Genomic DNA, 15,565 nt, shown 5'->3' with positions numbered 1-15,565 from the left:
AGGTTGATCAATCCGTCGCCGTCAAGATCCTGATTCCATGCATCCCCCCAATAGGCAACTTCATCGCCATCTGCCATCCCGTCGTTGTCGGAATCAGGATCGTCGGGATCGGTTCCATAGGTAGTTGTCTCCTGTAGGTTGGACAACCCGTCGTCATCAAGATCCTGCAGGGCCGAAGCATGGGTACACACGATATAGGCCACCTGTTCACCATAGTGGTCCAGTTCCGCATCTGCGGATTCTTCTTCGACAACGGCCAATCCTACGGTTGTCACTGTCTTGTGACCGTGCCGCACATTCGCGGGATTTCCTCCCGCAATACCTTGCATGTCGGCCAAAAGAACCGGAGGCATTGTAAAACCATCATCCAATGGTACATCCTGCATTTCGTGTGTGATGGGTGATGCGGCCAAACCGATGTTGAACCGGTATCCGTTCACGGTACCGGAATAATCTTCCCAGGCGATATATGAAATCGTTTCCGGGGCGTGGAGCTGATCGCCGGATTCCTGTTCTTGCAACAGGTAGGAGAAACCGTTTTGGGTGATTTTGTCGGTCCGTCCAATGACCGCAGAGGGATCATTGCAGGTGACCACAGAAGCAAAAATCCGTGGAACCCCTTTGAAAACCTGGTTAAAGGCTACCGATTGGCCGGAACCCTGCTGGATGTCGATATTTTCTGCACATAATCGCGTACCGTCGGCAAGGGAATATTTTCCCTCCTCCATGACCAGATATCCCAATTGTTCACTTGCATGCCCCGTACTCTGGTAATCCCACGGCTGGATACGGATATCGCATCCTGTGGCGTTCAGATTCCTGACCCTGACCGTGGCGGGTAGAACATCGTTCGAGCCCATCGGGCCGGCAACGAAGACCGGATTGGTGAATCCGGTCGTAAAAACGATATGCTGCCAGGCATCCCCGACAAGGATCTCTCCCACCCCAAAAACAACATCTGTGCTGCTGGGAGAGACGGACAAAGGATCGGCGGGATCAGTGTTCATGAGTATCTCATACCCGTCATAATCGCCATCGTTGTCCGCATCCGGATCAAGAAGATTGGATATCCCGTCACCGTCTATATCGTCATCCCAGCCATCGCCCCAGTATTGCACCTCTTGACCATCTTTCAAACCGTCACCGTCGGAATCATCATCGTCCGGCATGGTGCCGAAGAGCTCCGATTCACGGTCGTTGTCGATACCGTCCCGATCCAGGTCCACATCGTCGGGATGGCCGGAGCAAGCGATAAAACCCACCATTTCCGCGGCCACGTGGTCCATCTCGTCATCAAAGGATTGCTCCTCCTTGACCATCACTCCGATCGTTTGTGCATTGGTCTCCCCATAGCGCAGATTACAGGTGTTATCCCCATGGCATGTCTGCATATCGGCCAGGACGCCGGGCACGCCGACAAAGGATCGATTGAAATCGATCCCCCGCAGGATGTGATCCATGGACGTGCTCGTCTGGCCAACATCGACAGCCAGATTCCCAAGGATGCCGGAAAACGGCTCCCAGGCAATGTATCCCACGGTTTCCAAACCATGGATCTGGTCCCCTTGCTCCTCTTCCTGAAGAAGATAGGTGAACCCATGTGGGGTGATTGCCGATATTCTGCCCACAACGGGATCGGATTCCCTTTGTGTCATCACGGCGGTAACGACCACAGGTTCCACGGTACAGGGCTCGCTGAAGGTGACTAAAACGGATCCACCCCCCTGGATTTCTCTGTAACCAGCGTTCACGCGGGTACCGTCTTCAAGAACGTACTCCCCATGCTCCATGACCATATAGGTCAGGGACTCCGGTGCGTGTATGCCGTCCTGACAATTCCACTCCTTGATCCGGATTTCACAGCCGGTCGTATCGACATTGCGGATGCAAACGGTCGCCGGCTGGGTATCGTAATACCCCATGGGGCCGGCCACAACCACCGGGTCCCGGAACGTCTCCTGGAAAGCGATCCGTTTCCAGGCCGTATCAGCCGTTGTCTCCCCATATTCAAAGGCTATCGCTCCCTCATCCGGAGGAAAGGAATCCGGATCAAGGGGGTCGTACCCATGGAGTTTTTCGTATCCGTCCGGACTTCCGTCATCGTCCGAATCGGGGTCAACAAGATTGTACAAACCGTCGTTGTCCGTGTCCGTATTCCAAACATCCCCCCAATAGGCGAGTTCTTCGCCATCGATGATCCCATCACCATCGGTGTCGGCAACGGTGGCATTGGTCCCATAGATTGTTTCTTCGTCATCATTCCCCAGCCCGTCACTGTCCACATCGTCGTCTATCAGATAATGCGGAAAAACCATGTACCCGACCTGTTCCCCCACATGTGCGGTTTCCGTATCAAAAGATTGTTCCTCCTCTATCTTGATATCCACCCCCGAGGACGTCTTGTTCCGGAACCTGAGATTGGCCGTGTTATCACCGTTGAAGGTCTGCATGTCCGCCAAAAAGACCGGAGGCACGGTGAAGGATTGGCCAAAGGATATGGTCTGAAAATTATGTGTCACGTCTTTAGGGTGTTTGACCACGCTAAAAGTTGTTCCGTCCACGGTTCCTGAAAATTCTTCCCAGGCTATATAGGCGACCATCTCACTTCCATGGACCTGGTCACCGGCCTCCTCTTCCATGAGCAGATATTCGAACCCGGTCTTGGTGATACTCCCCAAGCGCCCCACTGCCGGAGAAGCATCGTTTTCCGTGATCATCGAACTGAAAACCAACGGTATCTGGTTGAATTGCTGATTGAACTGAAAATTGAGCACCCCCCCGCCGTTGGTGTCGATCACCCCCCCACAGACCCGTGTCCCGTCACCAAGGATATACCTCCCCTGCTCCATAACAAAATACCCCACATCCTCGACCCCGTGGACACCGTCTTGATATCCCCATTCCCTGAGCGCCATTTCGCACCCGGTGGCGTTCAGATTACGGATCCTGACCATGGCCGGACCACTCTGGGCAAATCCTATGGGGCCGGCAACCACGATGGGATGGACAAAGGTGTGTCCGAATTCGACCCGCTCCCATTGGGTCCCGAGCCGGATTTCCCCCATGGTCACGGTCAGTTCGGTCTGGTTGGGAGAACAGGAGCGCGGATCTGCCGGATCATACCCGTTTTCGATTTCATACCCGTCCAGATCACCATCCCCATCCGCATCCGGATCCAGAAGATTGACCATTCCGTCCCCATCTGGATCCTGATTCCAGGAGGTTCCCCAATAGCCCACTTCCTCGCCGTCGAGCAGGCCGTCGTTATCCGAATCCGGATAGGTGGGATCGGTCCCGTAATCGGCTTCTTCGTTATTGGGAATACCGTCGCCGTCACCATCCACATCAGAAGGGTCGGCGGAAAAGACGATATAGCCGACCGACTCACCGTAGTGTCCGGTTTCATCATTGTCCGATTGTTCTTCATCGATGAATACATCACCCCCTGTCGGCGATATATCGACACAGCGCACATTGCAGGGATCGGTTCCTATCATCGTCTGCATACCCGCGACCCATCCGGGGTGGCCGTTAAAAGAGGATGCAAAGTCGACAGAATGGGGCGCATCCGTAACGACATCGTTTGTCCTCCCGACTTCAAAAGCCAGATTCCCCAAAATCCCCGCGGAGGTCTCCCAGGCAATATACGAGACGGTTTCCTGGGCATGTGTCTGGTCACTCTGTTCCTCTTCCTGCAATCCATATTCAAAACCGTACACGCTTATTTCTGAAAGCCGACCGACAACCGCCTCGCTCTCATTCACGCTGGTCATCGAAGCGAGGACCACAGGATCCGTACTGAAGACCTGGGGGTAATCAACCTGTAAACGGGCCCCTGAAGAGGGGGTGGTAAATCTGTCCGCACACACCCTCACGCCTCCATCGAGAGTGTACTTGCCACGTTCCATGACCAGGTATCCAACGGTCTCTCCGATGTGGACATTGTCTTGGTATCCCCACTCCTGGATCTTTATTTCAAACCCGTTTGCGTCCACATTACGGATTCTGATGGTCGCCGGTTCGTCCTCGTTGACCCCCAGGGGTCCTGCCACCACAACGGGATCGTTGTAGGTATATGTAAATCCAACACGCTGCCATACCCCCTCGACAACGATCACCCCGGAATCGATCTTCGGCAGTATCTTTCCCTGCGAGACGGACGCGGGATCCAGTGGATCGAAACCATTGTTGATCTCATATCCATCGGTATCTCCGTCGTTATCCGAATCCGGATCCAGGATCTGGATCAGCCCGTCCCGGTCAAAATCACCGTTCCATAGCGAACCCCAGTAGGCCAACTCTTCGCCATCCCCGATCCCGTCATCGTCCGTATCCTGGCGTGAAGGGTCGGTTCCATAGATGCCAATCTCTTCAGAATCGGGAATAAGGTCGAGGTCCGCATCGATATCGGACTTTTTGGAAACAAGGGCGAGATAGCCCAGAGATTCACCCCGGTGTTCGGTTTCCTGGTCCAGGGAACACTCCTCTTGGGCGTAGAGGGAGATCCCCGAGGGGTCCCTATCCAGCCAGCGTAGGGTGCAGGGATCGCTCCCGTAAAAACTCTGGAACGTGCCAATGAATACGGGGGAGGATCCAAAGGGAGTCGAAAAGGCAAGCCGGTCCGGTACATTGGAAACCGCCGTTTCGATACGACGTACCTCGAAGGAAATATCGTGCAACGAACCCTGGGACGGCTCCCAGGCGATATATGATACCCTTTCGACCCCATGGGACTGGATATTGCTTTCCTGTTCCTGCATTCTGCATGTAAATCCCCAGTTTTGTACCGTGTCGATACGTAGAGAAACAGCGTCGTTCTCGTTTTGTGTGCTAATGCTCGCCAGGACAACAGGGGCCTGGACAAAGGCGTTGGTAAAAAGAACCTCCCCAAATTCCTGCGTCAGATCCGTGTCCATGTAATCTGCGCAGACCATGGTCCCATCGTTCAATGTATAACAGCCCCGCTCCACAATGACATACCCAATCTGTTCCGGGCCATGGTCGTCAGACAGGTAGTCCCATCCTTGGATACGGATGTCACATCCCGTTGCATTGACATTACGGACCCGAACCACTCCGGGGTCATCATCCCCTGATCCCATGGGGCTGACGACGACAACAGGATCAAGGTATCTACGCTCGAAGGTGATTCTTCGCCAGGAATGATCGGCCGCGAACTCTCCAGCTTCCAATGGGGGCAGATCGGACCGGTCCAGGACATCCTTGAGGGGCCAATACCAGGTATCGGCCATTTTTTGGTATCCGATTTCCGAGGGATGGCGCATATCGAAGAAATCCGTACTTCCCAATGAATAGTCCAAGGGTTCCTCCTGGTTGACCAGGACAAGTTTATCCCCTGCTCCGAGACGTTCCCGGACCATATCTGCCAGCAACGAGTTGAACTCCGAGGTGCTATTGCGATAGATCTCCGCACCATCCTCCTCGACCAGATTGATGATCTGGGCAACGAGGACTATCGTTTCTCCATCGTACCTATCGATTTCATCGAGAACGGTCTCCACCTCTGTGACGATTTCGTACGGTGCTTGGTGGGCGGTAATATCGTTGGTTCCTATGTGTAAAAGGACGATATCGGCAGGATTGCTTTCAAGCCAACCGTAAATATTGGCACCTAGTTCATCGGCAGTTCTTCCCCCAAAAGACTCGTTGTCCGGATCTTCAAACCGGCCCGCCTGTTGCAAACCGACATAATCGATGTCGTATCCTTCTGCACGAAAGAATTCATAGAGTGGTTTTCTATAACCATTATAATACATACCTGATGGATCCGACTCCCCGTATCCTCGAGTGATCGAGTTACCAAGGGGCATGATCGTATATGAAGGGCTGTAAAAGGCATGGACACTCCTCGTTATTGCGAACGGTATGCAAAAAATGACAAACACCGTTTTCAAAACATCTAACCATTTCATCACCCCTCCCTTGTTACGAATCCTGGCAGACTATCGAATAGATGTCGCGTCCCTGTTCCCAAAAATCTGTTCAACGGTTCACGGTCCATATGCCTTTATCGCTATCCGTATGATCGAATAGTCAGCAGATTTTTTCATACCCAACGGTGCAATGTGGTTTTTCTCTATCAATTTATATCTTGCATTTTTGTTTCCAAAATATAGATATAATTTTTGCGAACATATTCAATGTACTATAGATACAAAAAGAGGAAAGCCCGGGACAATTCCCGGGCTTTCCTCCGCATAAAACAGAATGTGCCGGATTTTACGGACACGGTTCGGCACGTACTACATCAACAAACAACAGGGGGCATGGGAATCCCACTCCAGTCACGGAAGGGATTGCCCGTGGATCAATCCGTGGTCTTACGTATGATCTCCAGAACGGGTGAAAGATTTCTTAATTTGTCGATGGTTTCGTAAAGATGGGTAGTATCGCGGACCTGGACCGTCAAAAAGATCTCCGTGTTCCCATCGATGTCCGATTTGAAATTGCCCGATTCGATGTTCACGTCTTCCTCGGCAAGCCGGTTGGCTATTGTGGCCAATACCCCACGCTGGTTCTTGCATTTCATCTTGATTTTGACCGGGAGCCGTTGGTGGCCGGAATCTTCCCAGCTGACGTCAAGGAGGCGCTCTTCCTCCATGTTGGCCACGTTGGGACAATCCTGCGTATGGATGGTCACCCCCCGTCCACGACTGATATACCCGACAATGGGATCACCGGGGACGGGATTGCAACATTGGGCGAAACGGACCAGGACATCCTCGACACCCCGTACACGGATTGATTCCGAGGTCCGTTTTTTCTCTTCCCGGACCCTGGCAGCTTCCTGGCCCCTGGCCTTTTCTTCCTCTGTTTCCGGTTTGGATTCCTCCTTGGGCAAGAGCTGGTGGAGCAACTGCTTGGGAGTGATACGGGCATACCCCACGGCGGAAAGGAGATCCTCCACCGTCTTTAGGGACATGTCCTTGGCGATGGGTTCAAGATCGCCGTTTTTGAGAACCCTGGGGAAATTGATCCCCAATTTGCGCCCCTCTTTTTCCAAAACCTCCTTGGCCAGGGAGATGGAGCGGGCCCGCTCTTCGGTGCGCATCCAATGCTTGATCCGGGTTCTGGCCTTGGCGGTTTTCACGAACTGCATCCAGTCGCTGCTGGGATGACGTCCCTGGGTGGTGATGATTTCCACCGTATCCCCATTGACCAGCGGGGTATTCAGGGGAACCAACCGCCCATTGACCTTGGCCCCGGAACACTGGTTGCCCACCTCTGTATGGATGGTGTAGGCGAAATCGACCGGGGTCGCCCCTTCGGGTAACTCCTTGACCTGGCCCCGGGGGGTGAAGACGTAGACCTCATCCTGGAAAAGGTCGAATCTAAGGGAAGACATGAACTCTCTCGGATTCTTCAGTTCTCCCTGCCAGTCGAGTATCTGCCGCAACCATGAAAACCGGTCCGCATCCTTTTCCTTGAGCCTTGAGCCTTCTTTGTAGATCCAGTGGGCCGCGACACCGTATTCGGCAAGCTTGTGCATCTCATCGGTCCGTATCTGGATTTCAATCCGTTCTCCCTCGGGACCAATGACCGTGGTATGCAGGCTCTGGTACATATTGGCCTTGGGCATGGAGATATAATCCTTGAAACGTCCGGGTACCGGTTTCCAGAGGGAATGGACCAATCCGAGCACGGTATAGCAATCCTTTATGGTCTTCACTTTGACCCTGAAGGCGATCAGGTCGTAGATCTGTTCAAAGGTCAGCCCCTGACTCTTCATCTTGTGGTAAATGCTGTAGGCGTGTTTGATCCGCCCGGATACGGTCCCGTCGACATTGTTTTCTTCAAGCAGATCGCCAAGAAGCGTACACACATTGCCGATGTATCCCTGTCCGGCAACCTGGTGTTGCTTGAGCCCTTCCTGGATCTGGCTGTAGATGTCGGGTTTCTGATAGCGGAGGCTCAGGTCTTCGAGCTGGATCTTGAGGATGTACAGACCGAGGCGGTTGGCCAGGGGAGCATAGATATCCATGGTCTCCTGGGCGATCAGTCGCTGCTTGATCTCTTTTTGGAACTCCAGGGTACGCATGTTGTGCAACCGGTCAGCGAGCTTGACCATGATCACCCGAATGTCGTCCGCCATGGCCAGAATCATCTTGCGGATGTTCTCAGCCTGGGCCTCCTCCCGGGAATCGAATTTCATCTTGCTGATCTTGCTCACGCCATCCACGACATGGGCGACATCCTCACCAAATTGCTTGGCCAGATCTTCCCTGGTCGCCACGGTGTCTTCGATGGTGTCGTGCAGAAGCCCTGCGGAGATGGTCGGGGCATCGAGTTGGAGTCCGGCAAGAATATTGGCGACCTCCAATGGATGGGACAAATAGGGTTCCCCGGAAAGCCTGATCTGTCCGGCATGGGCGGAGGCTGAAAATATATACGCCTTCTGGATCAGCCCCTGGTCCGAGGGCGGAAGATAGGTACTTACCTTGTCCAATATTTCATTGATTCGAATCATGGTCTGTTGTCATCCAAGTGAAACGTTATCGTGTCAGGCAATGTGCGTCTTGTGGAGACATGGAGTTTTTGTGAAAGCCCGACAATCGAGATGGAAGGACGGGTGGCCCGGTGTCTTTCTTTATCGCGTTCTCTGCAGACGTTCGGGGACCCACCAGTCGTTGAAATTATAGGTAATCCCTGCAGGGGCCGGTTCGATCCCCTGGAAACGTGCCTGGACTATGGGCAGGGACATGGGCACGTACAAAAAACAATAGGGTTGGTCCCTGTGTAAAATTTCCTGGATCCGATCGTATACCGGTTTTCTGGCGGCAGGATCCAGCAGTCTACGCCCCCTTTCAAGGAGCCCATCGAGTTCGGGGTTTTTGTATCCCACGAAATTGAGTCCCCCGGCCACCGCCCGTGAAGAATGCCAGACATTGTAACTATCGGGATCCTGAACAATGTTCCACCCCAACAACAAGGCGTCAAAACGCCCCTTATCCACGAACTCCTTGATGAAGGTAGCCCATTCGACCGTGCGGATTTTGACATCGATCCCGATTTTCTTGAGACGGTACTGGATGATGGTTGCCGCTTTTATGCGCAAGGTATTGCCCTGGTTCGTGAGTATGGTAAAAGCCAAGGGACGTCCATCTTTGTCCAGCCACCCATCCCCGTCATTATCCGTCCACCCCGCTTCTTCCAAGAGATTTTTGGCTACATCCGGATCATACGCATAGTCGGTGATCTTTGTGTTGTAGACCCATGTCCCGGGTTTGTACGGCCCGATAGTCGTCTTCCCCAGACCGAGCAGGACCCCCTTGATAATTTCCTCTTTGTCGATGGCATGGGCTATGGCCCGGCGGACAAGCACGTTGTCGAAGGGTTCCCTGGTGAGATTATAACCGAGGTAGGTGTAACTCAAGGAGAGATACCTGAATTTGTGGTAGGCCTGGTCCCATTGGTCACCCTTGGTCTGGAAAAGGTACTGCTGGGGGGAAAGCCCCATCATGTCCAGATTGCCGGACTTGAGCTCCATGAACATGGTCGTGGTATCGGGGATGAACCGATAGACCACGCTGTCGATATTCGGCCTTCCCTCGAAATAGTCCTCGTTGGAGGTCAGCACGATCCTTCTTCCCGGCTCCCATTCCTGGAGTGTGTACGGTCCGGCCCCCACCGGAGCCCGGCTGTAGGGAGTGTCCAGAAGATTTTCGTTTTCAAGGATATGTTTGGGCAATATCGAGGAGGCCCAGGTAACCAAGGCGCGGGCAAAGGGCTGGGCGTATTCGACCTCAAAAGTATATGTATCAAGGAGGGTGAATTTTTTGATGGCCTTAAAGTTTTCGGCATAGGCGGTGGGTGTTCCGGGATCGATCATGAGTCGATAGGTGAACAGGACATCCTCGGCTGTCAAAGGAACCCCGTCGGACCAGCGAATATCCTTGCGGAGCCGGAATCGGAACCTGAGTCCACCGTCGAAAACCTCATAGGAACGGGCCGCCCAGGGTTCAAGTTCAATGTTTTTGTTGTAGCGCAGCAAGGCGACGTATATATAATCCGCCACCTCATGCGAGGCCCCATCCGAGGCCAGAGGGGGGATGAGGTTGCTCGGCTCGCCGATCGATCCCATTATGATTCTCCCCCCTGGCTGGGGCGGACCGTCTGTTGGGTATTGCGCGGTCTCTTTATCGGACAAGGATGGAGGTGATTCAAAAGAATCACATCCCAAGAGACAGAGGCCGGTTCCCACGAAGAAAAAAATCCATACCCATCGCATAGTGATACCCTTGATATATTTTTCGTTTTTTCGGGATGCCAAAAATACTGACACAGCCTACATAATTTTCAGGAAGTGCTTGAAAAAAAATCCGACTTTGATTAAATGGCACAATCGTTTGTTGTTCGTTGTAAAAACGTATGACAATTTTTTGTGTTTATATCATACAACTCTCGGAGCACCGGCATTCCATCCCACGCCGTCGCAAGTCTGTGGATCCTCCGGGGAGCCGACCGATGACGAACCGTCAAGAAGGATGGACCGGACTGCCGAAAAAATATCTCTTAAAAAAGAGGACCTGTTCAGGATAAAATTTTGATGGTATACTATCTTATGATGCAACACTACTCTGCGTGTTGATCAACAAATTCAGTAAATTGGCGTATTTTAGAAATGTTAAGATACAGGACCCGATTCTGATTTTTTGAAGAGCTACCCGAATGGTTACGTAATTTCTTAAATTCGCAATCCTGATTCCTGAATTGTCACAGAAAAGCATGTAAATCCGAATCAATAGAGTTTCAAGGAGCGGAAGATCTCATGAATAATCAAGAAGAGCAAAGAGTTAGAACTCTTCTGAGTGAATACATAAACGACAATATCCCCGAGTATATCCTCGAGGGTGCCAAGGCCATTGTCATGGACGATCGCATCCAAAAACTCAATATCCAGAAAAACGAGTTTTCTTGGGATATTGAAGGACAAATCCAAGGTGATGATTTCCAAGTATACAACTCGGAAATAGGAATCAACCTGGATCAGGGGAATATCAACGTATATTGCAACTGTGCTGAATCCTTTACCGGAGCCTGCAAGCACGCGGCAGCGACATTGGTGAAGCTTTCAAAAACGCTTTCTGAAGACCAGGAGAGTGATATCGTCAGCCCAAAAACAGACTGGAAACAAAATTTCAGACTGTTTTTTTCTACCGAACTAGAACCAGAGGCAGGACAACACTATCTAATATATCGTTTTTTTCCCGAAAATGGACGATTACAGATTGAATTTTACAGGGCAAGACAAAATAAATCAGGACTGTCGACGGTCCAGAATCCCATCACGCTCGAACAGATCATCCGTAATCCCAATTGGTGCGAGGTCTCTCCCCAGCTTCCCCGAGTATGCGAACAGATCGGACAGTATCTGGACTATTACGGCCACCGGGTGGAAATCCCCTTTGGACTTCTGACGTGGTTTTTTTGGGCCATCCGCAAGGAGTATTATCTTTTCTGGCAGGATTCAGAAACACCGATACGTATCGAAAGTACCCCCATGCGGCTCCAGGTCAGCCCACGGATCAATGATGAGGGATTGGGGTTTGAACTCATGCTTGGCCGCGAAGGCAAGGTTCCTTTCTCCATCACCAGTCACGAGGTCTATTTCTACGGGAACCTGCCCCTATGGGTATGCTGGAAGCATAATTTCTATCCCCTGCAGACCGGGCTTTCCCCGAGCCTGGTCCAGGAATTGGTCACGGAACAACCGGTCATCCCCAATTCCGATATTTCTGAATTTCTCGACCGAGTGTGGACCAAAATCCCGTCATCGGATCTCTACGGCCAGGATGAATTCTTGGAACGTATGGCCCCCATTTTCGTCCCTGCCACGTATAACCCAAAACTGTTTTTGGGTGAGGAAGGGAGCCTGCTGACCCTTGAGATCCAGAATATCTACGAGACAGAACACGGCGAAATCACTCTGCCCGGACCCAACCAGGATTTCCAGACCGGAAGCTACCAGTTCGAAGGCAAATCCTTTCTTTTACGCCGTGATCAGGACAAAGAAGAAAAATTGTTGACCATGCTCGTGGACATGGGATTCCAGTCCAGAAGCAATGCCCTGTGGTTCCTCGAGCCCGAGGAGGCCATTGTCTTCCTCCTGGACGCCTATCCCAAGGTGATCGAGGAGTACCGGGTCTTCGGGGAAAAGGACCTGACCCGGTTCAAGGTGAGATTGACCCCGCCCAGTGTCGTAGCCAAGGTAGAGACCCAGGATGACGACAAGTGGTTCAACCTGGATATCAACGTCGAATACGACGATTTGAGCGTTCCAATCGAAAAAATCTGGAAAGCATGGACCAACGGCAAACGCTATGTTCAGCTCAAAGACGGATCGTACACCGGCTTACCGGAGCCGTGGCTCGAAAGGCTGGGGCACAAACTCCATGCCATGGGACTCGATCCGGAAAAGCCCCCCAAAAAGCAGTTCCAAAATTTCGAGGCTCCGGTCCTGGACAAGATCCTCGAAGATATTCCGGACACCGAAGCGGATTCCTTCTGGGATACCCTGAGGGATAAGATCCACACGTTCAAGGAGATCAAGGAGCTCGAGACCCCTTCACAGGTCCAGGCCACCCTCCGTCCTTACCAGTGCCAGGGGCTCAGTTATCTCAATTTTCTCAAGGAATACCATTTCGGGGGCATCCTGGCCGATGAAATGGGGCTGGGGAAAACCATCCAGACATTGTCCTTCCTCCAGTACATGAAGAACCAGAAGACCAAGGAACCCAACCTGATCATCGTGCCGACCTCGGTTTTGCCCAACTGGGAAAGGGAGGCGCAAAAATTTGTGCCGGACATGAAACGGCTGGTCATTTACGGATCCAGGCGGGAAGGACTGTTCAAAAAAATCCCCAAATCCGAACTGGTCCTGACCACTTATGCCCTGTTGCGCCGTGATCTGGAAGAAATACTCAAGTACGAATACAGCAGCGTGATCCTTGACGAGGCCCAGAATATCAAGAATCCGAACACGATCACGGCCCGCTCGGTCAGAAAAATCGATGCCAAGCTACGGCTCTGTCTCTCTGGAACACCCATCGAAAACAACCTTCTGGAACTCTGGTCCCTGTTTGAATTCCTCATGCCCGGCTTTTTGGGTTCGCAATCCGCCTTCCAGAAAGGATTCATCAAGCCGATCAAGGATGGGGACCAGGAAAGCCTGGATTACCTCCAGGCCCGAGTGAAGCCGTTCATTCTTCGCCGGACAAAATCCGAGGTGGCCAAGGATCTGCCCCCCAAGGTCGAAAACGTTTTCTACTCCGCCCTCCTCGAGGAGCAGACAGAGCTCTATTCCGCCCTGGCCAAGAAGCTCAAGGAACAGGTCATGCAAAAGGTGGACGAGAAGGGAGTGGCCGGCAGCCAGATGTCCATCCTGGACGCCTTGCTCAAACTCAGGCAGATCTGTTGTCACCCCCGATTGCTCAAGCTGGATATGCCGGGCGTGAACACGAATATGTCATCGGGTAAATTCGAGGCCTTCAAGAATCTGTCCCAGACCATCATCGAGGACGGCCACAAGGTGCTGGTCTTCTCCCAGTTCGTCCAGATGCTGCACATCATCCGCTCCTGGCTGACCATCGAGGAAATCCCCTTCGCCTATCTCGACGGCACCAGCAAGGACCGTTTCGATCAAGTAGACCGGTTTAACAACAACCCGGATATCCCCATTTTCCTCATTTCTCTCAAGGCGGGCGGCACGGGTCTCAATCTGACCTCGGCCGACTACGTGGTCCATTATGATCCGTGGTGGAATCCTGCAGTAGAGGCCCAGGCGACCGACCGAACCCACCGCATCGGCCAGACAAGACAGGTCTTTTCCTACAAAATGATCTGTGAAAATACTGTAGAGGAAAAGATCTTGAAGCTCCAAGAACAGAAAAAGGGGATTGCCGATTCGATCATTCCCGGTCAGAGTGCATGGAAGTCCTTGACCAGGGATGATTTGGAGATGTTGTTTGAGGTATAGGGAGAGACTCCACATATAAAAATGTTCTTGACCTAAAAAGTTGCACGGATCCATGCACAATAGAAAAACTACGCTTGCGCATGGTTACATCTTTTTGCGCAATGAAGACTGTTCACTGTGCAAATTTCACTAACGCACGTTCTGCATAGTACATATATCGTCGTTAGGCTGCACAACCTGTCCTTATTTTTCTCTCTCTTTGTAACCATAGTGCCGAGCGTCCGCTCGGAGTTCCTATAAAAAGAATACTACCATGTATCAATCCACCAACGAACTTCTTGCATTTGACCGAGAACATCTCTGGCATCCCTACACCTCGATGATCGATCCCCTGCCGGTCTTTCCGGTTCGTTCGGCCAGGGGGGTTCGTATCACCCTGGCCGACGGGCGGGAACTCATCGACGGGATGTCTTCCTGGTGGGCTGCCATCCACGGGTACAACCATCCGGTGCTCAACAAAGCACTGGCCGATCAGATGAAAGAGATGTCCCATGTCATGTTCGGCGGGCTGACCCATGAGCCGGCGGTCACCCTTTCTCGTTTGCTGACCGATCTCGCACCGGCCGGGATCACTCGGGTTTTTCCGGCGGATTCGGGGTCGGTTTCCGTGGAAGTGGCCCTCAAGATGGCCTTTCAGTACTGGTTTTCTCAGGGGTATGGCCAGAAAAACCGACTCATGACCATCCGTGGGGGGTATCACGGGGATACCTTCGGGGCCATGAGTGTGTGCGACCCGGTGACGGGGATGCACGAAATCTTCAGACACGTCTTGCCTGAACATGTGTTTGCGCCGCGCCCGGCCTGCAGATTCGACCAGCCCTTCCCCCCGGAATGTATAGACGGATTCGAAATGCTCATACAGCGTCATGCTCACGAGCTGGCCGCTGTCATTCTCGAACCCATCGTTCAGGGGGCCGGAGGCATGTGGTTCTATGCGCCAGAGTATCTCGCCCGGGTGCGAGAGCTCTGTAACACCCATAATGTTCTCTTGATCGCCGATGAGATTGCAACGGGTTTTGGAAGAACCGGGACCATGTTCGCCTGCGAACACGCGGAAATCACCCCGGACATCATGTGCGTGGGCAAGGCTCTCACCGGGGGGTACATGACCCTTGCAGCTACGCTCACCACGGACACTGTGGCAGAAACCATTTCCAGCGGCTCGGCATCTTCCCTGATGCACGGCCCCACCTTCATGGGCAATCCCCTTGCATGTTCGGTTGCCTGCGCGTCCCTGCAACTTCTCCTGTCCACCCCATGGCAGAAAACAATCAGGAACATTGGCGATCAGCTCCGGCTGGAACTCGAGCCGTGCCGTTCATCCGGAAAGGTTGCCGATGTCAGGGTGATCGGTGCGATCGGCGTGGTGGAGATGCATGATCCCGTGGACATGGCCAAGTTACAGGCATTTTTTGTGGATCAGGGTGTGTGGATACGTCCCTTTGGACGCCTTATCTATATCATGCCGCCGTATATCATCGGATCGGATGACCTGAGCCGTTTGACCCGGGCCATCAGGGATGTCGTAGCCATGCAGCCGTGATTGACAGGAGTCCGCCCGCAAGGGCA

At 52.6% G+C, this 15,565-nt stretch carries 5 protein-coding genes; 2 read left to right on the top strand and 3 right to left on the bottom strand.

Annotation, left to right across the window (positions count from 1 at the left end; all coding sequences use genetic code 11):
• The 3 genes from ACY692_RS08060 to ACY692_RS08050 form a co-directional block, all read right to left on the bottom strand.
• Positions 1–5,777, bottom strand: a 5,777-nt coding sequence (locus tag ACY692_RS08060; protein WP_462324840.1) for a GDSL-type esterase/lipase family protein, incomplete at its 3' end; no start/stop codon positions are given.
• 551 nt (positions 5,778–6,328) lie between these two features.
• A complete protein-coding gene (locus ACY692_RS08055; protein ID WP_462324839.1) occupies positions 6,329–8,488 on the bottom strand; it encodes a RelA/SpoT family protein in 2,160 nt (719 codons plus the stop codon).
• A gap of 120 nt (positions 8,489–8,608) precedes the next feature.
• Positions 8,609–10,249, bottom strand: coding sequence for a peptide-binding protein (locus ACY692_RS08050; protein WP_462324838.1), 1,641 nt, complete (start codon positions 10,247–10,249; stop codon positions 8,609–8,611).
• Positions 10,250–10,789: 540 nt separating this feature from the next.
• Between ACY692_RS08050 and ACY692_RS08045 the strand changes: the two genes are divergently transcribed.
• Positions 10,790–13,996: a DEAD/DEAH box helicase gene (locus ACY692_RS08045; RefSeq protein WP_462324837.1), complete on the top strand. Its 3,207-nt coding sequence runs from the start codon at positions 10,790–10,792 to the stop codon at positions 13,994–13,996.
• Positions 13,997–14,249: 253 nt separating this feature from the next.
• The gene (gene bioA, locus ACY692_RS08040; protein ID WP_462324836.1) at positions 14,250–15,539 is read left to right on the top strand and encodes an adenosylmethionine--8-amino-7-oxononanoate transaminase; all 1,290 of its coding nucleotides are present in this window, start codon (positions 14,250–14,252) and stop codon (positions 15,537–15,539) included.
• The last annotated feature ends 26 nt before the right edge of the window (positions 15,540–15,565 follow it).

It is taken from the genome of Desulfoplanes sp. (assembly GCF_054921335.1).
This window is presented reverse-complemented; position numbering and strand designations above follow the sequence as displayed.

What these genes read in the sequence shown, in the direction of transcription:
- ACY692_RS08055 (WP_462324839.1), bottom strand. Translation starts at nt 8,488, where the DNA reads ATGATTCGAATCAATGAAATATTGGACAAGGTAAGTACCTATCTTCCG.
- ACY692_RS08050 (WP_462324838.1), bottom strand. Translation starts at nt 10,249, where the DNA reads ATGCGATGGGTATGGATTTTTTTCTTCGTGGGAACCGGCCTCTGTCTC.
- ACY692_RS08045 (WP_462324837.1), top strand. Translation starts at nt 10,790, where the DNA reads ATGAATAATCAAGAAGAGCAAAGAGTTAGAACTCTTCTGAGTGAATAC.
- bioA (WP_462324836.1), top strand. Translation starts at nt 14,250, where the DNA reads ATGTATCAATCCACCAACGAACTTCTTGCATTTGACCGAGAACATCTC.